Origin of the sequence: Odoribacter sp. N54.MGS-14, assembly GCF_000980295.1 — a bacterium.
Taxonomy (GTDB): domain Bacteria; phylum Bacteroidota; class Bacteroidia; order Bacteroidales; family Marinifilaceae; genus Odoribacter; species Odoribacter splanchnicus.
In genome coordinates, this window is the sequence record NZ_LARL01000004.1 from 58,694 (window position 1) to 80,772 (window position 22,079).

Consider the following 22,079-nt stretch of genomic DNA (forward strand, 5'->3'; position numbering starts at 1 on the left):
TTTTTAATAATGATAAAGAATAATCCTCAATAAGTATTCTGTTGAATTTGACCTCGGCTCAGATAAATCTCATTACTGTTTATAGGTTCGGCAAACCGACGATCTTTTAATTCCAACCGATACTCTATCGGCTGGGATTCTTTATTTACAATCAAACCGTCATGTGAATAGAATATACGTTTCAGGTTCACATCATCCAAAGTCGTTTCGTTGTAATTCAACCGCCGGATATCGAACCACCTCAGTCCCCAGGTCAGCTCCCGTACTCTCTCTTCCAGAATTTTCGCAATAGCTTCTTCCTTTGTCGCTGCCGACAACTTAACCTCCGGTCCGGGTGCAATCCTTTTAGCCCGCAATATATTCACCGTTTCCATGGCTTGCTGAAACTTTCCCTGACGAGCCAGGCATTCCGCTTTCGTAAGTATCATTTCCTGTACCGTAGTTCCATAAGGTATACTGGTTCTGAAATAGAGGTATCCGGGATAAGTATATTTGATATTATGTCTCCATGAAAAATTCTCACACATCAAATATTTATACCGCAAATCATTTTCCGTATCATACAATTTCAGCATCTCCCGGCTAGGACAGAAATAGGCACAGGAAGCTGAAAGGAAATACTGATAATAAAATTCCGCCCACTCTAATTTTACAGAAGGATCGGAAATGGATTCCCACCACAGATAAGGTACTTGTAGTAATCCCTGACTGGAGCTCTGTTCATTTCCATAATACATTTCCGTATTATAATCCACCAGCCGGGCATCTGCCTGAAGAGCCAAATCTGCATATTTCAATGCCTGATCGTAATCATGGCAGAAAAGATAAAAGCGGGCCAGAAAACTATGAACGGCAGGAATACTTACCCGCCACCGCCGATTAACATTATCGACCGTAATTTTGAGTGCTTCTTTCAAATCTTCCTCGACAAAACGATAAGATTCCTCCAGATTCATCCGGACCAACGACTGCTCGAAACTGGTGGATGTCTTATGAGGTATTCCCGGTTCTTTCATATTTTCCGGGCTATAGGGAAGACAATAAGTATTCAGCAATTCCCAATTCTGAAAAGCACGGATAAAATGAGCTTCAGCCTTCAAATCAGCCTTCAAGGCCTCATCTCCTGTCACCCAACTCAAATTTTCCAATACCGTATTTGCCGTAAAAATATTTTTATAAGCACTACTCCAGGTTCCGGAACCCGATAAATCGGCCACCTCCTGATTCATCCACAGATAATAAGCGATACCATGCTGATAAAACGGAGCTCCGTTATTGGTTTTATCGTACAAATCCGTTGAAATTTCCGTAATATCCGGACTTAACACCAGGCTGGTATTGCCGGTTGTCGTATTGATTGCAGCCAACAAAGCATCCAGATGTTCCACTTTCGACAGCTCGATATTTGTCTTTTTCGAAGGAGCTATATCCAAAAAGCTGTCACAAGCAGCTCCGACCAACATCCATACCAGAAGGCATAAAATCATTCTCATTTTTCCTCCTGCAATTTTTATATATCTTTCCATATCCTTTTTTTAAAAATTAAATTTTACCCCAACAATAAAAGAACGCTCCGGTTTGACCGTACCCTCCGGAAATTCCGGATCATTTTTATATTTATTCGCTGTAATCAAACCCAGATTATTGATCTGTCCATAAACGGCAGCGGTCCGGAAACCTATTTTCTGTAACCAGACTTCCGGGATATGCCAGGTCAGATTCAATTCCTGAAAACGAATATGATTGGCATTGTGGTACAGATAATTCATCGCATCCGTATAATAACTATCGTAATACATTTGATTGGAGTCTTCGGTATCCGTCAGCAAAGGAGGCATAGCCTTATCCCCGTCCAATAATTTACTTACATCTTTATGTACCCAGATTTTCGAAGTTCCGGTCGTTCCCATCGTCGGATAATTGAAAGAAGAACGTTTGAATTTATGACCGAATTTTCCGGTAACAATCAAAGAAAGATCGAAATTATAAACCTTAAAACCGGTAGTCAGCCCCATAATATGGGGAGCCACCTTTACGCCCTGTGACCTGAGCCAGCCGGTTGCATCCGAAGTATTGTCGTAAACGGTGTTCATCGGCCTCAAACCGTCAGGGCTACTCCCTTCCTCCACACAAGGGATACCGTCCTTATTTACCCCGGCATAATGCCAGGCATATATCGTACTGGCATTTTCCCCCTCTTTAAAGTCACCCCTCAAATAAGTCTTTGCACTATTATCGGTAACAAATAATCTTTCTATCCGGTTCAAATTATAAGCATAGTTGACATTACCATACCATTGGATATCTTTTCCTATAATATCGAGCTGGCTTCCTACTTCCAGTTCGATCCCACTGTTCAGCATTTCCGCATTATTCAACTTTTGACTGGTTGTCCCGTTGGCCGAAGAAATAGAAATCGTCGCGATCAGATCTTTACTGTACTTCCGGTAATAATCCAGTTTTCCGGCCAGTTTACCTCCCCAGAAAGAATAATCGATTCCGATATCTACACTCCCGACCTTTTCCCAGCGAAGTTCGGGATTTCCAAAACTCGCAATACTACCGGTAATCTCATGTTTATAAACATTCTCAACCGAACCGATACTCACCAAAGGTTTAAACGAGGTAGAAGTGTCTACATTTCCATTGTACCCATAGGTCAAACGCAGACGCAGCCAATCGATAAACAAATAATCGCTCATAAAACTTTCCTGTCCCAGATTCCACATTCCTCCCACAGACCAAAAAGGAGCATAACGATATTTAGGATCGTCCGTAATAAAATTCGACGCATCTGTCCGGACGCTCCCACTGATCGTGTATTTATTATCGAAAGTATAAGCGGCATTGCCATATAGAGAAAAGAAACGATCGGTGTTAAATGTAAAGGTACTTGCATAATCATCGACTGTAATCGTATTCCCGAAGAGGTCTTTTATCGCCAGCTTACCGGTTCCGTTAGGGAAAAGTTTGGAAGTCAGCGTCTCGTCATTGTAGCCGTATACCCGGGGAGAGGTATAGGAAGTTGTCCGGCGATGCCGTAATTCGGTTCCTAACACAACATTAAAATCATGTCTCCTGAAAGTCCGGTTAAAATTTACCTGATTCCTAAAAGTATACCCTTGCATTTCCGAAGTATATTGGTCCAGAAACTGCCCTGTCGGATAGGCCGATTTCCCGACGACTCCTGTTGCATCGTTATATTCGGTATAATAATTCACCGGATTTTTCACTACCCAGGAATCCTCTTTGTAAAGATCCCGCCTTTTGGAATTAAAAATCTCATATTGTAACGAAGAGGAGAAATTCAAGCCTTCCCATAATTTCAGGGTCAGTGCAGCCTGGAAACGGGCCTTGATGTCCTTAGTCGAACGGTCACGGCTTCTGATTTCCTGTAAAGGATTATAAAACCAGTCGGAATAAGGAAAGCCATTACCGACCAACCGCTCCATGGCCGGCAGGTAATAGTCGCGGACAATATGTGTATAAGAACCGTCCCGGTTTGTCAGGTGTTCATAAGGAGAAAGATCGCTTATCGCGATATCGTTTTCATCGGATGCATGGAGGACGGCTCCGTTATTCTGCTTTTTCACATATTGGAACATTCCGGAAATATCTAATTTCAGCCACTTGCAAATATCGCTGTTCATCCGCATATTGAGCATATATTTTTCATCCTGTGTACCAATATAATGGGTTTTGTCTTTTTCATACAATAACGACGTCATGACACCGACTCTTTCTCCTCCTCCGGATACGGATAAATTGTATTGCTGCAAAAAAGGATTTCTCAACAAATGTTTATAAACGTCATCCTTATAATCCGTCTCCTGCAATTCCTGTAAACGGAGCCTTTTCGTGTCTTCGGAAATATTTCCCAGCCGGGCTTCATTCAAAGCGATTTGTGCTAAGGTATAGCATTTTCCGGCCACATCATCTTCTGAGAAAATCCCTTCATTCAAAGCAACCCCATATTTTCCGAAAATCATTTCTTCGTAGCGGATCTGATCTGCAGAAGCGGCAGTAGGATTGGCATAATCCAAATCTATTTTCTGCCGGAAGCGCAAAAAAGTATTAAAGGCGACATTCAGTTTATCTCCTTTGGCCGCTTTGCGGGTAGTGACCACAATCACGCCGTTACCGGATCTGGCTCCCCAAATTGAAGCAGCTGCAGCATCTTTTAGTATAGAAACGCTTTCCACGTCATTCGGATTAATCGTTTCGAATCCTCCTTCCACAGGGAAACCGTCCACGACAATCAGCGGTTGAGCGTTGGCATTCAAGCTCGAGCGTCCCCGGATTTCCAGACTGGCTTTTCCATCTTCTGTCAGAGTAGCCTGAACGCCTGCTGTAGTTCCGATCAGCCGGGATGATAAATCGGAAGCCGGTTTTTCCAACTGCCGCTTGTCGACGATATCGAACGCTCCCGTCGCACGTTCCCGGGAAATCGTCTGATAGCCGGTGATCAGTACGTCATCCAAAGAAGTTATTTCCGGTTTCATCGATATCTCATAATGTTCACGCCCGTCTAAAGGAAGCTCCACTGTCTCCATCCCGATGAAAGAAATCACCAATACCACCTTCCCCTTCAAGCCGGCAGGTACTTTAAATTCAAAATGTCCTCCGATATCGGTAGTTACCCCCAAGGTATTTTCTGCCTTCAAATAAACAGAAGCCCCCGGCAAAGGCAAGCCCTTTTCATCCCTTACCGTACCTTGCACTTTCATCTGTTCACTCTGCAAATTTTTTACCGCCGAAGCATCCTTAGCAATAACGATTGCATTTTCACTGACCGTGTACTTCAATCCATTCAGCGACAACACCCGATCCAAAGCCTGCTCTATAGTGACTTGTTCCATATTCAGAGAAACATCGGCAATCTTACGGATATCGTTTACCGTATAAACGATATAATATCCGGAATTCTGCAATATTTGATTCAAGGCTTCCTCCAATGTCACCCGATTCAAAGAAAAAGAATACTTTTCCTGTCCAAAAGATTCGGTAGCCATCACTAAATTAGCGCACAACAAAAAGATAACCGTCATTTTCATGATTAACGTCATTTTCCTCAATTTTCCTCCTCCGGAAGAAAAATAAATCTGCTTTTTTTTCATAATTTTGTAATTAGAGTTAATAAATACCCGCTAAAGGGTTGCTTATTAGTATCCAACAAGGAGTGTTGCCTCACTCCTTGTTATTTATTTTCCCCTGTCCGATAAAGAGTCACCTCGTTGCCTTCTATCGAATAAGTCACATTTTCAGTTAATTTCAAGAGATTCAATATTGTCCCGATATCTTCATAACGACGGGTTTTGATATAAAATTTCAGATCGCCGAATTTCTCCCTGTCATAATGAAAGGTAACCCCATACCACCGACTCAACCGGGGAATGATTTCCTCCAGTCCACAATCATTGAACAAAAATAAACCATCTTTCCAGACGACGAAGTCTTCGGCATCGACCTCTTTTATTACAGTCTTCCGGTTTTCTGCATCATATTTCAACTGTTGTCCGGGCAATAACACACGCTCAGCATGTCCCGGAGCCGAAACAGCCACTTTTCCCGTCAATAAAGTAATCGTCGATGCATTTTCTCCCCGGTATGCAGAAAAATTGAAAGCCGTTCCCAATACCCGGGTCTGTACGTCTCCGGATTTTACGATAAAAGGTCTCTCCGGATCAGGAGTCACTTCAAAGTAAGCTTCCCCGTCCAATTCTACGCACCGTTCTTTTTCTGCAAACTGTACCGGATAACTCAGGCTAGAAGCGGAATTCAACCATACCTTCGTACCATCGCCCAAAACCAAGCGATATTCTCCCCGTAACGGAACCATCAAGGTATTCCTCTCCGGCCAGCCGGTTTTATTTTCCCGACCGTCATATACGATCGTTCCCTTCCGGTGGTCCCAGGAAATTCCAGGTAGCTGTAACGTATCACAATCCTTTTGTAAATCCACCCGACAACCATTACCCAATACTAAAACAGCACAGTTTCCTCCCGGCTTTATTCCAGGTTGTCCGGCCGATTCCGGAACAGTTATCCCTTCCTGTTCCCACCACCAAAAAGCCGACATAATTCCGATCATGACCATCGCAGCAACACCTACCATCAGTATACGGCGCTTCCAGCAACGCCACTTCAACCTGACCGTCAATTTCTTAAAAGAGCGGTCGGTATCGATCTGTTTCTCCAATTCCATCAAACGTATCACTCCCCTTCCCGAAATAATCCGATCGTAACTCTCTTTATTCATCCGGGAAGCTCGTATCCACTCCTCCAATTCCTGTTGTTCGGTCCCGGTCAGCTTCCCTCCCGATCTTTTTCTGGCAATCAATCCGGCAATATGATTCAATCTGCTCGTATCCATATTTTCATCTTTTATCAGAAAGACACCATTTTTTAAGAAAAAGATTACACCTGTACATTTTTTTTTCATTTATTTTTCTGTTTCCTCTCCAAAAGATTAATTTAGGCGCAGAATTACCTGAGGGGTATGGGGAATGACTTTTTATTTACACGGATAAAACAAGGAGATGAAAAAGCTCTGGAAAAATTCACAAAAGAAAATTATCTCTTTTTTTGTGCTTTAGCCAACCGTTATGTCAACGATGTACAAGAGGCGGAAGATATTGTGCAGGAAGTATTGATCCGCCTGTGGGAAAACAGAAGGCACTATCAGGACATCACCTGTTTACGAAGTTTCGTATATACTATGATCCGGAATCAGTCTTTAAATCTGATCCGGAATCGCAAACGTTCAAGTCAACACTTTCATCTCCTGCCCGAAGAAGAGGAAAACAATTTTTTCAACATTCTCGTCGAGGAAGAAAGCAACCGTCTGCTTTTCAATGCGATAAATACTTTAGCTCCACAAAGTGCGGCCATCATACAACTCAGTCTTCAAGGCTTGAAAAATGAAGAAATCGCCCGGGAATTATCCATTTCCGAGAATACGGTGAAAGTTCTGAAATACCGTTCTCTGAAAAAACTCAGGCAGCTCTTGCATCATCGTATTTTCAACATACTCGCTTTTTATATCTGATTTACACAAAACAACACAGTTTCCTCCCTTTATCAGCCTCCCCAAACGATATACAGACGGTTCACAGATGCCAGGACATCTGTGAACCGTCTTCTGCAGATCCGGACTATAACTGACCGGAAGTTTTATAAATCAAGGATACCGGATTTCCCAAATCGACCTCAGCAGGAGTCTGCCAATACAAGCGCTTCTCTTCCGGTCTGTTCTTCATGAGCTTCACATTCAGAATAACAAACTGCCCGTTCGCCAAAGCACATCCCAGCTGAGGTTGTCCCTGAACCGATGCAGTCATATGTTTTACCGGAGCATCGAAATGCCAATAAAACGACACACCGTCTCCCGGAGAAGCATAATTGTAATAGTACATGTCGTTTCCTTTCATCAATAACAGGTACTTATCCGTCGACAAAACATAGGGTAAACAATCCTCATACACGAATCCGGACGGTAATTCCTGAACAGCAAGGCTACCCTCCTCATAGTACAATTCTGCTGTCGAACGTTTTAAAGTAAAGGTCTGTTGTAAGTATTTTCCTCCGGGAGTTTTAAGTATCATATAATAATATCCACCACTCCAATCCCCCCATCCTCTGAAATAGATCAACTCATGATCCCCCAAATCGTTCAGAGGAACAAAACCGTCAGGCCATCCCTTGTCGGCTTCCGGAAAAACAGCTGCATATCCGGCGTAGTTCACCCCCCAAAAATCACGGAAATCAAAAACAGCTGCCAGACGGTTACGGGGATTTGCAGCCGTTCCACGGTCGTGTACCACGGTATACCCTACCGCCTGCCAATCACAATCCAACAAATGTCCACGCACCTCTTCTTCACCGACCAGAACAGGCTCGGTAATAAAATAACCCGAATTAAACAAGGCATCGGAATACTTCAACCGGGTATACAACCGTCCATCTTTATTTTCAATGACATCCAGCCAATGCATCCAGGTTGCATTCACCGGTTCGAACTGTTCCGGGAATACTCCGTCCATAAAAGTCTCCGACAGATAAATATCGCGCAATAAAGTATTCCCGTCGATATCGATACAGCCCGGAGCTCCCTGTTGTAAAATCAGCAACGATCCCGGAGCAGTCCGGGAAAAATGCTCGGTTATCCGGACCGGACCACTACCCAATACTTCCCCGTTCGTTTCTTCGTAGACATCCGGGAAAGTCTGATTATCAAAAACACAATATATCCCTAAATCATCCATCTCGTAAGCAGTAATCATTTCCCGGACAAACCCCAGAGAAGACTGACCGTTCTTCTCAGACAAAATCATCCAGCCTTTACTTTTATAGGGAGAATCTATCCGGAGCGATTTCTGATTGCTGTATACCAATCCGTTTGCCCGGTCGGTTACCCTCAGGATCACCTGTCCCGTAGCTACAGTATCTACAATCCATTCCAGGTTAAGTTCGTCTCCGATCGTTTTACCGGCAAATGTCCACTCATATGCCAAATCGAGTTCGTCCCCGTTCCCGCTTGCAAAATGCAGAACCGGTTTATACCGGACCGTATCTCCCAGAGCTGCCCAGGGATAGGAATCCTGCCCGAAAGGTTCCACCTCGATCGTATTTACAAAACGATAATCGTTATTGCCTTTGTCGTCGTAACACCCTACAGACAGAAAAGCCAGCAGCCAATACAATAAATATATTTTATTTTTCATAGGTATCGGAATTATAAATTAATAACAAGGGATTTTATCAACCATCGGAGTCACATTATCGTCCCACATAATATTATGTTCTATGCAATACCGTTTAAATTGTAAGGTATACGCTCTGGCAACAGAAAGTTCGACCCCTTCCAGGGTATTCACCCCTGTGCACAAGATAAACTCCTCCATTTTTTTGGATGAATACTCTCCCAATATCAAGGACTCCAATTCTCCCTTCCACCATTCCGGCTTGCTCTTCACAGCGGTAAAGGTCAGTTTGGCTCTTTGTTGCCCATCCAGACCGGGCCGGAAATGCTCGTTTGCAACGATCCGCAAACCAACTGATAAAGTCTGTTCTGTCAACAAGGGATTCGAATTCATTACAGTCACTACCAGCGTATCCGTCACCCGGTCTTTCCGGAAAACCAGGTGTTCGGGAAGTTGGTAGTCAGTCGTTCCTGCAGTCGTCAGACTATCCACTACTTCCAGGCGGTAAGTCAAATCCTCTTCCGGTATATTTCCGGTCAGCTTCAAAACAAAAGCAACTTCATGAGTCGATGCTCCGGGATAATTGGCAAAAGAAATAAATGCAGTATCGGCTCCTTTTTCATTGACGAAAGACAAATACCGCGGCCCTTCGTAAAATCCGGTTGTATGATGGGTACAGGCTCCGATCACGAAGCACAGCAAACCGATAAATATGTATCTGTTCATAATTTTCACGATTAACATTAATTGATCACTTCATTATCCGGCAGAGGAAATACAAAACCATCGTCAGGCATAGATTCCAGGGGTTTTATGTTCAAACGTTTAAAATAATAATACAACTGCCCTTCCTGCATAAATTCACGCCGGGCCTCATCGATCAGTATCTTTTTAAAATCGTCGAGGCTGGAAACCGTCAGCCGTCCTTTAGTACAATCCCGGGCAACACGTACCTGATCCAGTTGTTCGATAGCGGCCTGAGTCTCTCCTTTCCGGTAAAGATATTCGGCTTGAATAAAATACATCTCGCTCACCCGGATCAGCGGAATCAAATCCTCGGTTTGCGTATATTCCAAGGTATTGTTGGTCGGTAAAATATATTTATTACAGATCCGGTCGGCTCCCGAAGTCTCTGTCAAATACTCTTTCCTCACATCTGCCTCATCGTCGAAAATACCGGGATATCCGGCCAGTACAAGTCGGTCGGAACTCGTCGTATAATAAGGCTCATAATTATCCAGGTTCAATTCGTTCGACAGGGCAAAAATCACTTCTTTATACCGTTTCCGATCATTGTTCTGTACCTCCTCCTTCTTTGACAACTGGAAACAAACTGCAGCATATTCTTCTGCATAGGCATCCAGTACTTCTTGTGCACAATGAGCGGCTTTTTCATATTCGCCCATATAATTATAAACCCTGGCCAGCTGGGCTATAACAGCGTAATAATTCATACGGAATCCCCGGTAAAGGAAAAACAAATCGGTTACCGAACTGCTCACCCAGTTATTCTTAATCCGTTTTTCAGCCACCAACATCGATTTGTCGGGTAGTGTATCGAACGGAGCTACTAAGTTTTTGGCCTGGAGCAAATCCCGTTCGACCAGCGACAAAATCTCCTGTACACTTTTATCCGGTTCGTAGGTAGAAGGATAATTCTCGAAATAAGGCATGTAATTTCCCGAAGGATTGGTCACCGGTGCCGGAGCCCAAAGCCGCAGTAAATCAAAATGCAGGAAAGCCCGTAAAGCCAGCGCCTCCCCCTGGATCATATGCTGTTCTGCCTCACCTCCTCTGAATTTAGAGGGATCCTCCCCGGTAATCCGCCCGACAATATTGTTACAGTTTGCAATCGAATTATAGGTATTCGACCAGATAACCTGAATCACCGACTTCACTGTTTCATCACGGTAAGCATAATTCTTTCCCGCGATTCCATATGCCGAATAATTCGACAATTTTTGAGTATTGTACAACTGTCCCAAAACATCAATAAATCCCCAGCTCATCTGCTGCCCGTACATCGAAGTCTGAGACATCTGGCGGTATACGCCGTTCAACGCATTCCGGTATCCCTCTCCGGTGGAAAACAAATCTTTTTCATCCACAGAATCCTCCGGAATCACATCCAGCCAATTACTGCAACCTCCCAATGGCAACAGTAAACAACAGGCTATTATCCAATGATATATTTTCATAATTCAAAATTTAAAAATTAGAAAGCAGCTTTCAGCGAAAAATTAAAACTCCGGGCATAAGGATAATTCAATCCTCTTTCCACCTTCACCGACGACCAACGGCAAACATCGTTCGCACTGATCTCAAAACGCAGCATACTCAAGCCGATCGTCTTCATCCACTTCTGCCCGGCGTCGAAATCATAGCCCAGAGAAATGGAATTCAGGGTCAATACATTGTTATCCTCGACAAAACGGGAAGTCGGACGGGTACGCATGATGCTGCCACCCACACCACTCGTCAGTTTACGGTAACGGGCTTTGTCTCCCGGTTCTTGCCAACGTTCGGAGAACACCCGTTTATCGACATTGGAGGTGTATACATTCACATCTTCTACTTTGTCACGTAAAGTGCTGTTGTATATCTGGCCGCCGGCTTCATACATAAAAGTCATATACAAACTCAGATTTTTATAAGTGGCATTCAGCCCGAAAGTACCTTGTATTTTGGGTTCCATATCTCCCAAGACCACCTGATCGTTCGTATTCCAGGTATTGGTAATGCTTCCGTCCGGGCGGATAAAAATCTCCTCTCCGGTAGCAGGATCGATTCCAAGTGAGGGAACTCCCCAAATCGACGTCTGGGATCCTCCTTCGACATATTGAGTAAACGGCTGGGTATTCGAACCGTCGAACCGGTTACTGTTGGCAAAATGGTCTTTTACCCGGTCATTGTAAGCCTTCAGACTCTCCGATATTTTCAGGATTCTATTTTCATTGTGGGCCAGGTTAGCGAAAACAGCTACAAACAGATCTTTTCGACGGACTACTTCGCTCCGGAATTCCAGTTCATATCCTTTATTTTCCACCTCTCCGATATTATCCATATAAGTGGTAAAACCTGTCGAACTCGGAATCGTCACCGAATTGACGAGATCCACCGTTTTTTTCTGATAATAAGAAGCTTTGATATAAAGCAGGCGTTTCCATAAACTCAGTTCAACACCGGCATCCCAGGTATTCGTCGTTTCCCAGGTTAGGTTTGTATTCCCCAAAGCATAGAGGGTACCGCCGAAACCGGTTTTATACCAACCGTCCGTAAACATTTTATAAGTCGTTCGGGCTACATAAGGCGGAAAATTCACTTTCCCGGTTTGTCCGTATGAAGCCCGTATTTTCAACTGGTCAATAACCGTTTGTCCTTTCATAAAACCGTAGTTATGAATATTGACACCGGTCCCCGCAGACCAGAAGGGAGCAAACCGTTTATCCGCCCCGAATTCCGAAGAACCGTCCATACGTACCGAAGCATCCAGCAAATACACATCGTTATAACTGTAATTCAGGGTCCCCAGGAAACCGATCAGCCGGGTGGAATTATCGGAACTTACCGGTTTGGAAACAATTTCTTCGGCATAATTCGGAGAACTCAAAGCCCCGGAAGGGAATCCCCGGTAAGAAGCCGAAATATTATCGGTTTTGGCAGAGCGGGCATTCACCCCCAACAATAAATTGATATGGTGTTTTTCGACAGAACGGTTATAAGACAGGGTTGAACTCAGATCCCAGTAGAACTCATTTCCCCGGCTGGTATTCAATTCGCCGGAAGAAGGATTTTCTGCAGTCTGGGGAGTTGTATTTTTCGAAGACAACGGATCCAGAAAACGTTTCGTATCGGTAATCTTACGCGTCAGGCTGAATTGAGTTTTCCATAACAAACCGGTAGTTATATTCCAGTTGATACCCAGATTATCGACAAACTCTTCATATTTGGATTTATCGAAATTGGATAAAGTCGCCTCATAAAGAGGATTAGGGCGTTTTTCATTCTTTCCGTCCCAATTGGGCAGATTTTCCAGATAGTTCCCCTCGTCGTCCTTATAAGGATCGTAAGGCTGACAACCGGTATAGTCGGAAAAAGCCCCGTAAGGAGACTCCTGCGAACGGGTATTGGTATAAGTGACCATATTTTTGAGCTGGAATGAACCGATCCGGTAATCCAGATATACGCCGGCTCCCACCCGGTTCCGGAAAGACTCTTTCATCACCCCGTCTTCATTATTGTAGCTCAATTGTATGCCGAAACGGAAATTATCCGATCCGCCGTCGACGCTCAGGCTGTGTTTGTGATTGAAAGAGGTCTGTAACGGTTTCGATAACCAGTAAGTATCCACCCCTCTGGTAATGGAAGCCAATTTAGCGTAATATTGTTGTTCGGCTCCCAAAGGATTATCTTTAGCCAGATCTTCGAATACTCCGGCCGCCACTTCCGTTTCGAGTTTCTCGCGTGCATTCATCAGGTTATAATCCGACAGATCGGGTACCGTGACATCCCCTGTAAAATTATAGGACACATTCAACTTACCCATCTGAGGAGCCACCGTCGTAATCACCACCACACCGTTGGCAGCCCTGGAACCATACAGAGCCGTAGCCGCAGCATCTTTCAATATGGTAATACTTTCAATACGGTTAGGATCCATATCGTATAACTGTTCCACACTGATCTGAAAACCATCCATGATGAAGGTCGGTAAGTTGGGATTATCCTTCAGAGCCGATTTCGTCAAAGGATCACGGTCCAATTCCTTTACACCGCTGATACCCGACCTTCCCCGCACATACATTTCGGGCAGTGCATTCGGATCGGACCCCCAATCGTTATTGGTTTGAATACGGAATGAAGGATCGAAAGCCTGTAATGCCTTGATGACATTCGATTTCGAAACGGACATCAATTCATCTTTGGTCACTGTAACCGAATTTCCGGTAAAACTTGTTTTACGGACATTCCCGTACCCGGTCACCACGACTTCTTTCATCTCTTTGATATCCGGTTCAAGCGAAACCAATATTTCCGTTTGTCCCTTTTTCAGGTTTACAAGCCTCGTTTCCATCCCTACAAACGATACCAGTAAAGTAACCGTATCCCTTTCCAGGACTTCCATCGTAAATTTCCCGTGTGAATCAGTGACTACTCCGTAGGATGTCCCCTTCAATAAAACCGTAGCTCCCGGTAAAGCCAGGTTATTTTCATCGGTCACCTTTCCTCTGACCACCTGTACATTCACCCGGGAGTCCTGCCGTTGTTTTTCCGGCCGGATAATAATGACCTCATTCTCCACTTCATAGGTGAGATCCGTATTTTGCAGTAATTGTCCTAGAAAATCTTCGACTTCCGCATCTTTCACATCTATATCTCTTTTGCCATATCTGTTTACTTCCTCTACCCGGTATAAAAAACGGTAACCGGACTTTTCCCGGACCTCTTTTAAAACCTCGTCAATTGTAACCCCCTGCCTTTTTGCAGTAATACGCGTCTGAGAATAAGCTTTTGCCTGGATGGAAAACACCAACACCAGTACCAGTAAAATCCCCGCCTTTTCCAGAGAGAAATTTAACTGCAGCAAAATACTTTTCAGTAAAAAATTTCGCTTTTTTTTCATAATTTTACATGCTTAGTAGTTAATGATAGTAACGACACCCCGTTAATTGCTGAGTTCTTACGGAAGATTATCCCCAATAATCTTCCGTTTTTCGATATATAGAACACATCAATCCAAGAAAGGGATGAATAAAAAAGATACTTTTTTAAGATAATTTTCACATTATTGCCTTTTCCGTTTCAGCCGGAATCCTATCGCCCCTCCCAAGACGAGTAAAGGAATCAGGCCGATAAAAAGACCTTTTATCCATCCGATATCGGCAATATCGAGATAATGGGTATCGTCCGTAGGAGATGGACGGCTATTATCCACCGGGAATTGCTGATAAGTCATATAATGCAACATCTCCATGAATAACCCGAAATTATTCAGTCGGACATCGTCTTTCCGTAAAGCCAGTCCTTCGGTACTGAACCAATCGGCATCCCCGGAAACGATAATACGTTGTTCTTCTCCTCCCAGCTGCCGTTTCAAAGCCAGCATAAGCGTATCCCCGGCATATTCCACGATAGGTACCCCCTGAAATCCGTAGCCTGCATTGAACGACAAAGCCGTAGTACCCGGAAAAGCGACTTGGTATTGCCGGGCTAAAAGCCCTGCACCGACTCCGGTTTGTTGTGCCCCGGATTCAGCGATATCACCGACAATAAAATCTTCCTCCCAGTCGGCCTCCTCATGTTGCAGGATTATTCCTTCCTTAAAGCCGATTCCCAGATTTTTCACCAACCCGTTCATCAATTCTTGTTTACCCGGTTCACCGGTAATGATCAGATTACCTCCTTTAGCTATATATGAATCCAGTAATCCCTGTTCCTGAGGGGACAATCTTTTTTCAGGAGCCGCAATCACCAGAATATCGATATCTTCGGGAATAACCGTCCGGCCGGTCAAATTCAGGGTATCTACATCAAACCCCTGATTCACTAAAGCATTCCGGCCGTTTCTTTGAATCAGTGAATATAATCCACCTTTATCATTCCAATACAAGCTCCGCTCCCCGTGTCCGGTCAGAAAAACTATTCTGGAAGCATCGGTCACCAACCGTTTCAAGGCCACCGTAATCTCTGTTTCCCTGGGGCGGATATCCATGCCGTCGTAAAAACGCAGAAAAGATTTCCGGCCGTTCGCCCGTTCCAGTAGATAAATCATCCGGTTTCCTTCGGAGGTCAGATCGATCTGCCGGTGAATTTCTTCCGGAGACAGAAAAAATTCCGGATCCAGGTCCTCGTCATCACATATTTTCAGCATTTGTTCCCTCAAAGGTAAAGAAGCCGTAGCCCCACGGAAACGGCTATGATCGGTGCTATCATAAAAATAGACATATTTCAAGCGGGTATCGGGTTTAAAACGTAGAAAAGGTTTCAATTCCCGGAGGTTCGACATTTGATTCTCCGGCATCCCTGCCGGAGCACTTTTATCCAATAAATTGACATACATGGTAATAGTCAGCTGATCGTCGATCAGATTCATGACCCGTTGGCCTTCGCGGGTGATGGTATTGTGTTCGGTTTCCGTCGTATCATAATAACACATGAACATCGGTTTCGAAGTCAGGTATCCGATTCCCAGAGCGATACAAACCACTCCCCCGTAACGTGCCCACCGCCACCACCAGGAATAATGCTGCTTGGTCGATTGCAATTTCAAAACAGACAAGGTCAAAAATAATCCGATCACCACCCCAAAGTACACGACATCTTCACTGCATATCAGTCCTGCCGTAAACGTTTTGGCCCGTCCCGACAAAGACAGCCACCAGGTAATCTCCTGTACGACAGGAATATCCTGCCAAAGTCCGCCTACAAAATTCAAGCAGGTAAGTATCACCAGTGTACCGACCGCTGCCACGATCTGGTAAGAAGTCAGGGTAGACATAAAGAGACCGATAGCCGAATAAGCACACAAAACCAGATAAATACCGAGCAACCCGGACAATATCAGCGGAATATCGAGGTTTTTCACAAAAATAAAAGCAAACACCACCTGCAGGAGCAAAATTACCAGCATCAATCCGCCGTACAACATCATAGCAAGAAATTTCCCCCCGATAATCTGAAAATTAGTTACCGGCGAAGAATATAATAACTTGATAGAACCGGAACTATATTCCCGGCTCATCAATGCCATTGTCAGTAAAGGAATATACAGATACAGATTATTCAGCACCTTGAAGAACGAACCGCTATCCCCCAACAATAAAATCACTGTCTGGAAAGGAATCTGCCCCCGTCCCAAAGCTTTATTCTGCAATTGATAGCTAAAAGTATCACAAAATGCCATTCCGGCCTGAAAAGCAAAAATGATCAGGATCAGCCAGGCTATCGGTGAATAGAAAAACAAACGAAGTTCTGTCTGTGCTATTCTAAAAATCGTTTTCATTTGAACTTTCTTTTAATCTTAATTTCTTTTTCTTCTGTAGTGAACCACTCCATAAGCCAGGGCCAAAAGACCGGGCAGCAATCCCATGGTTCCGAATTTCAGCCAGGGCATATCCTTCCGTCCCAAATACAATTCGTTGTCACGGGGAGGTATACTGGGGAGCAATACCGGAAATTCATCCCGGGCCAACCAGCGGAAAGATTCGGTAGCCAGAGTGAAATTAGCAGTCTTAACTCCCTGCCGGGCCCGGGTCAGCTCTGCATTACTGATACAATCGGCATCCCCGGCAACTAAAATCCGCTGTTCTTTATCCCCGACCTTACGGTCCAGGGCGACAATGACAGGCAGTACTTTCCCTTCGGCCGGGCCCGGATGATTCAGACCCTTCAAAGCATCTTCTGCATACAACCGGTTCACTTGCCAACTGATGGAATCCCCCACACAGGCAACAGGTGTTATCCCGAAGCCCTTTTTCTGTATTTCCAGACCTGTACAACCAGGTAAAGCAAAACAAAAACCATATTGCCGCATTTTCTGGAAAACCGGGAACTTTTCATCCCCCTCCGGATCCATTCCGGCAATTGTCAAAGAAGGTAAATATCCTTCCCTGGCCTGTAACAGCATCCCATTCCGGAATCTCACCCCAATCAATTCTGCCAACGGATTTATAAATTCCTGCGTACCCGGTTCACCCAGCAAAAACAAATTTCCCCCGCGTTCAATATATTCGCAGATCATCCGGAAATCTCCCTCCGGGATCTTACTTCTTACATCGGCTATTACTAAAATATCCACTTCATCCGGAATTCTCTCCTTTCCGGAAAGAGAGAAATCTTCCACATCGAACCCTTGATTGATCAAAGCACTCCGCAAAGACAGCTCAGAGGAAAAAAAACTATAATCCATTTCTCTCTTATTCGTACTATTCCGTTCGCCGTATCCGGTCAGAAAACACAATTTGGGCGGTTTTACCAACAACCTTTTCAGAGCAGCAGTCATCTCCTGCTCACTGGGGAATACATACATATCTTTATACACCCGTAACCAGGTCTTCCGTTCACCGTTCCATTCCACCTGGCGGACAAAATGATTCGATTCTCCGCTCAGATCGATTTTCCGGCGAATCTCTTCCGGCGTCAGAAACATACCGAAATCCAAGCCCTTAGCCTGGCAGATTTTTTCAGCCCTTTCCCGGTCCGACAACCCGGGATACAATTCGTCCAGATATTTATATCCGGCATAATCATAATAATACACATAATCCAGTTTCAAATTCCGCTTAAAGCGGGCATAAGGGCGGAAACGTTCGAAATCCTTTTTATGTGCCGCTGGCAGCCCACTCTCATAATTGGCATCCAATAAATTCACATATGTAGTGATCTTCAGTTCTCCTTTCAATTGCCGGAGTAAATCCTGTGAAAGAACAGAAATAGTATTACTCTGCGTAGCGGTCGTATCCCAATACCAGGTAAGAAAAGGACGTGACGAAACATAACTGAGCACAACGACTCCTACTGCCAATCCCGTTAATTTCAGTATTTTTTTCCTCCCCGGCTGCTTTTCTCTTACCGCCTGTAAACGCCAGACCGAAAGTAAGAGAAAAGCAGCGATCACCACCAAAAAGTAAATTAAGTTTTCCGTATTGATCATGCCGGCGACAAAAAGGCCTACCCTACCGTTCAAAGCCAGCCAATAAGTAATATCCCGGACCAAAGGTATCTCCTGTCCCACTCCGCCGATAAAATTCAAAAAAGATAAAAAAGCCAGAGTTCCGATAGCAGCCACTACCTGATAGGAAGTGAGGCAGGACATAAACAGCCCGATGACAGCATAAGCACAAATCAGCAGATACATACCCAAAAAATTCGAAAAAATCAGCGTACCGTCCATATGCCCGATCGTCAAAGCCCCCAGACCGACATATACTAAAATCACCCCCAGCAAAACGGCACAATAAATCATAACCGACAAGTATTTTCCCAGGATAATCTGGGCACTAGTCACCGGAGAAGAATACAATAGCTTTATAGAGCCGCTGCTGAATTCCCGGCTCATCAGTCCCATGGTCAGCAAAGGAATATAAAAATACAAGTGTTCCAGCATCACCGGGAAAATACCTTTTCCGCTCGTAAACACACTACCCGTCAGAGCCTGAACCTCATATCCTAAAGATTGGCTCTTTATCGCCGGCCAGATCACGTCACAAAACGAAAACCCACATTGTACGGCAAATACCACCAAAATCAACCAGGCTACAGGAGAATAAAAAATAACCCTCAATTCTGTCCGGGCGATTTGGTAAACTATATTGAAATCTTTGAGCCTCATATCATTTACTATTCTTAGATAAACGTGCAAAAATGGTATCCAGCGATTCCCGCTCCAGGCAAATTTCTTCCAATTGCCATCCTTTCTCTACACTCCGGGCAATGACCTGTTGTGTAATACCGGCCGGAGCTGTGAAATATACGCGATACTCCCTGAGGGTCAACGGTTCGACTTCCGAAATGCCATCGATATTTTTCAATTCTTCCGGAGCCGGCGGATTACCGAAAGTCACCAAAAAAGAACAAGGTTCTACATAATTATTAAATTCTTCCATCGTACCCGAAAAAATCATATGACCGTGTTCTATCATTTTGATCTTATCACAGGTGGCCTGTACTTCCGACAAGATATGGGTAGAAAGCATAACTGCCCGTTCAGCAGCGATCTCCTTAATCAGGTGTCTGACCTCTACGATCTGCACCGGATCGAGCCCGTTAGTCGGTTCGTCCAGTACCACAAAGCGCGGATTATGAACGATTGCCTGTGCAATTCCCACCCGTTGCTGATAACCCCCGGACAAATTTCCGATCAACCGCTTTTTAAAATGTGTAATGCCGCATTTAGCTTCGGCCGTATCTACTGCCTGCCGGATTTCCCGGGCGTCCATCAGCCGCAGACGGGCACAATAAGTCAGGTATTCATCAACGGATAATTCCGGATATAAAGGTGGCCGTTGCGGTAAAAAACCGATATACTTCTTGGCCTCTACCGGATCGGTCCTCAAATTGATACCGTTGATAAAAACCTCCCCTTCGGTCTGATTCAAAACCCCACAGATAATATTCATCGTCGTCGATTTACCTGCTCCGTTAGAACCCAATAACCCCAAAATCCCCCTCTGACTGATTTCGAAATTAATGTCTTGAATAGCCCACTGTGTTGCATAACGATGCGATAAGTGCCGGGCTTCTACGATTGTTTCTCCCATAAATAAGCTGATTATTTTAGTTAAGTTAAGACATGAAAAAAGCCGGGTAAGCCGCTTTCTCACCCCCATTCATCATTATATCAGGTAATTGTTATATTATTTGAACTACGACAGTGCGACCGGTCACCAGAAACCGTATATTAGTGGCTTTTTCCAACATCCGCAAAGCGACGGAAAAGTCATCGTACCTCTCCAAATCTCCGGTAAAATGAAAATTTTTGAGTTCCTCGTTTTGATAAAAAACAGAAATATTATACCACCGGGCCAGACTGTTCAAAATATTTTCCAGAGGTTCATCTTCAAAAATAAATTTACCGTCCTTCCAAGCCGAAAAATAGTTTGCATTCACCTCTATTTTGTGAAATCTCCGATGCCGTAAGTCACAGACTGCCTGTTGATCAGGTGCCAGTTCCAAAGCTTCCTTCCCCATCATAACCCTGACTTTTCCACAATTCAGCGTCGTTTTTACCACCTCATCCCCCGAATAAGCCTGCACATTGAACTCTGTCCCCAATACCTCTACTTTCAATTTATCGTATACATTCACGATAAAAGGATGCAAGCTATCTTTTTCCACTTTAAAATAAGCCTCTCCTTTTAAACTGACCTGCCGGGTCTGCCCCGTAAATACGACCGGAAAACGAATTTCCGAATCAGCATTCATCCACACATAGCTCCCATCCGGTAGCCGAACTTCATATTCCCCACCACGGGGTACAACGATCGTATTGTACTTGATTTCGGCCTGTTCTGCGGCCTGTAAATCTTGCAGACAATATTCCGCCAACAGACCGGTATTCTTTACAGTCACCGATTCATCCACCTGAATTTCCTGGTTCAGGGAATCCTGCAAAATAATCTGTTTGCCTTCGTTCGTAATCAGAACTGCTTTCGAAGATCCCGGATGAATGGACTGGACCAATAAGTCTGAAGGCTGCAAACGGCTATACCGGTTATACACCAGTAAAGTCCCGACACCGATCAATAACAGCAGACAGGCTACCACCCGGTAACGGGTGAAGAAACGGCGTTTTCGTACAGGAACGTCAGCAATCTGTTCCCGAAGTTTATGCCACACTCCGTCTACATCCAATCCGTCCACATATAAATTTCTCTTTTGCAACTCGGCCTGGTTCCTGATTTTTGCATAAAGACGGGCATGCTCCTCTTGTAAGCTCCAAGCTTCCAGTTCTGCCTGCTCTTCAGCGGTGATAATACCTAACCACTGTCTTCTGATCAGATCTGCCATCCGGTATTCTTCCTGATACTCCATTTCATTGTACATTCAAGATTCTGTCCTAAGAACACACAAAGATTGTAAAAGGATGAATGGGAATCATTTTTTTTATTTTTTCCGGAATAAAATATACAACAACACGGGGAAATAACCTTTCAGGGAATTTTTCAACATTTTCAGTGCGTTGTATTTCAGGGTTTTTACAGTAGTAACTGCGATTCCCAATATTTCCGAGATTTCTTTATTTTGCTTTCCCTCGAGAGCCAGCCGCATAATTTTTCCACTTTGTACAGGTAATTCCGCAATTGCATTAGAGATCAAGCGATATGTTTCTTCCTGTATCAGTTGTTCTTGAAAAGAAAGTTGCTTATCAGGCAGTTCGATCTGGGAAAAATCGATCGTTTTCTTTTTATCTCTCAGGTAATTATAACAAAGATTACGCACTGCAACGTAAAGAAAAGTCCTGAAATCCGGTATTTTGTCATATTCCGCCTTTTTTTCCCATAAACGGATAAAAACATCCTGTACAATATCCTCTGCCACTTCCCTGTTAGCGACCAATTTTCCGGCAATCACACACATAGAGGGATAATACTGCCGAAATAATGCCTCAAAAGCACTCAAATTCCCACACTTGATATCTTCAAAAAGGATTTCTTTATTCATTCACGTTGCACAACTTTTACCGACGAAGCTAAAAATAATAATCAATTTCAGACCTCAGGATATTTAAAACCACGGTATCAGCACTGAAAGTCTCCTTAGGATCACTTCCGTAAAACCGAACAAATATAATTACTTTTTTCTTATTGAAAAGCAAAAAATATTCGTTTCTTCAGGCTATTCACATTCCATCACACTGATTACAAACCACTTAACCAA

Annotated in this window: 13 protein-coding genes; 1 reads left to right on the forward strand and 12 read right to left on the reverse strand. The window is 44.0% G+C overall.

Annotation, left to right across the window (positions count from 1 at the left end):
- Window positions 1-26: 26 nt before the first annotated feature.
- From WS42_RS01500 to WS42_RS01510, 3 genes are all read right to left on the reverse strand, one after another.
- Window positions 27-1,526, reverse strand: coding sequence for a RagB/SusD family nutrient uptake outer membrane protein (locus tag WS42_RS01500; protein ID WP_217778885.1), 1,500 nt, complete (start codon window positions 1,524-1,526; stop codon window positions 27-29).
- A 9-nt stretch (window positions 1,527-1,535) separates the two neighbouring features.
- Window positions 1,536-5,117, reverse strand: coding sequence for a SusC/RagA family TonB-linked outer membrane protein (locus WS42_RS01505; protein ID WP_046450675.1), 3,582 nt, complete (start codon window positions 5,115-5,117; stop codon window positions 1,536-1,538).
- An 80-nt stretch (window positions 5,118-5,197) separates the two neighbouring features.
- Window positions 5,198-6,373: a FecR family protein gene (locus WS42_RS01510; RefSeq protein WP_286728088.1), complete on the reverse strand. Its 1,176-nt coding sequence runs from the start codon at window positions 6,371-6,373 to the stop codon at window positions 5,198-5,200.
- 126 nt (window positions 6,374-6,499) lie between these two features.
- Here WS42_RS01510 and WS42_RS01515 point away from each other — a divergent pair, with 126 nt between their 5' ends.
- Window positions 6,500-7,048 (forward strand): RNA polymerase sigma factor, encoded by a 549-nt coding sequence (locus tag WS42_RS01515; RefSeq protein ID WP_013613725.1) that lies wholly within the window; start codon window positions 6,500-6,502, stop codon window positions 7,046-7,048.
- A gap of 106 nt (window positions 7,049-7,154) precedes the next feature.
- Here WS42_RS01515 and WS42_RS01520 read toward each other — a convergent pair whose 3' ends face one another.
- The 9 genes from WS42_RS01520 to WS42_RS01560 all read right to left on the reverse strand — a co-directional run bounded on the left by WS42_RS01520 (window position 7,155) and on the right by WS42_RS01560 (window position 21,863).
- Window positions 7,155-8,723: a PKD-like family lipoprotein gene (locus WS42_RS01520; protein ID WP_046402862.1), complete on the reverse strand. Its 1,569-nt coding sequence runs from the start codon at window positions 8,721-8,723 to the stop codon at window positions 7,155-7,157.
- A gap of 18 nt (window positions 8,724-8,741) precedes the next feature.
- Window positions 8,742-9,428, reverse strand: a complete 687-nt coding sequence (locus WS42_RS01525) for a DUF4843 domain-containing protein (RefSeq protein WP_022159301.1) — start codon at window positions 9,426-9,428, stop codon at window positions 8,742-8,744.
- A 17-nt stretch (window positions 9,429-9,445) separates the two neighbouring features.
- Window positions 9,446-10,900: a RagB/SusD family nutrient uptake outer membrane protein gene (locus WS42_RS01530; RefSeq protein ID WP_046402866.1), complete on the reverse strand. Its 1,455-nt coding sequence runs from the start codon at window positions 10,898-10,900 to the stop codon at window positions 9,446-9,448.
- A 17-nt stretch (window positions 10,901-10,917) separates the two neighbouring features.
- Entirely contained in the window at window positions 10,918-14,325 is a 3,408-nt protein-coding gene (locus WS42_RS01535) for a SusC/RagA family TonB-linked outer membrane protein (RefSeq protein ID WP_046450677.1), read from the reverse strand.
- Between the two features lie 162 nt (window positions 14,326-14,487).
- Window positions 14,488-16,704 carry a Gldg family protein gene (locus WS42_RS01540; RefSeq protein ID WP_013613720.1) on the reverse strand — a complete coding sequence of 739 codons (2,217 nt, stop codon included), beginning with the start codon at window positions 16,702-16,704 and terminating at the stop codon, window positions 14,488-14,490.
- An 18-nt stretch (window positions 16,705-16,722) separates the two neighbouring features.
- Complete coding sequence (locus WS42_RS01545) at window positions 16,723-19,032, reverse strand: Gldg family protein (protein WP_046403984.1); 2,310 nt, start codon at window positions 19,030-19,032, stop codon at window positions 16,723-16,725.
- 1 nt (window position 19,033) lies between these two features.
- Window positions 19,034-19,960: an ABC transporter ATP-binding protein gene (locus WS42_RS01550; RefSeq protein WP_013613718.1), complete on the reverse strand. Its 927-nt coding sequence runs from the start codon at window positions 19,958-19,960 to the stop codon at window positions 19,034-19,036.
- Between the two features lie 91 nt (window positions 19,961-20,051).
- On the reverse strand, window positions 20,052-21,233 hold the full coding sequence (locus WS42_RS01555; protein WP_049782952.1) for a FecR family protein: 1,182 nt from the start codon (window positions 21,231-21,233) through the stop codon (window positions 20,052-20,054).
- Between the two features lie 72 nt (window positions 21,234-21,305).
- On the reverse strand, window positions 21,306-21,863 hold the full coding sequence (locus WS42_RS01560; protein ID WP_022159309.1) for an RNA polymerase sigma factor: 558 nt from the start codon (window positions 21,861-21,863) through the stop codon (window positions 21,306-21,308).
- Window positions 21,864-22,079 lie beyond the last annotated feature (216 nt).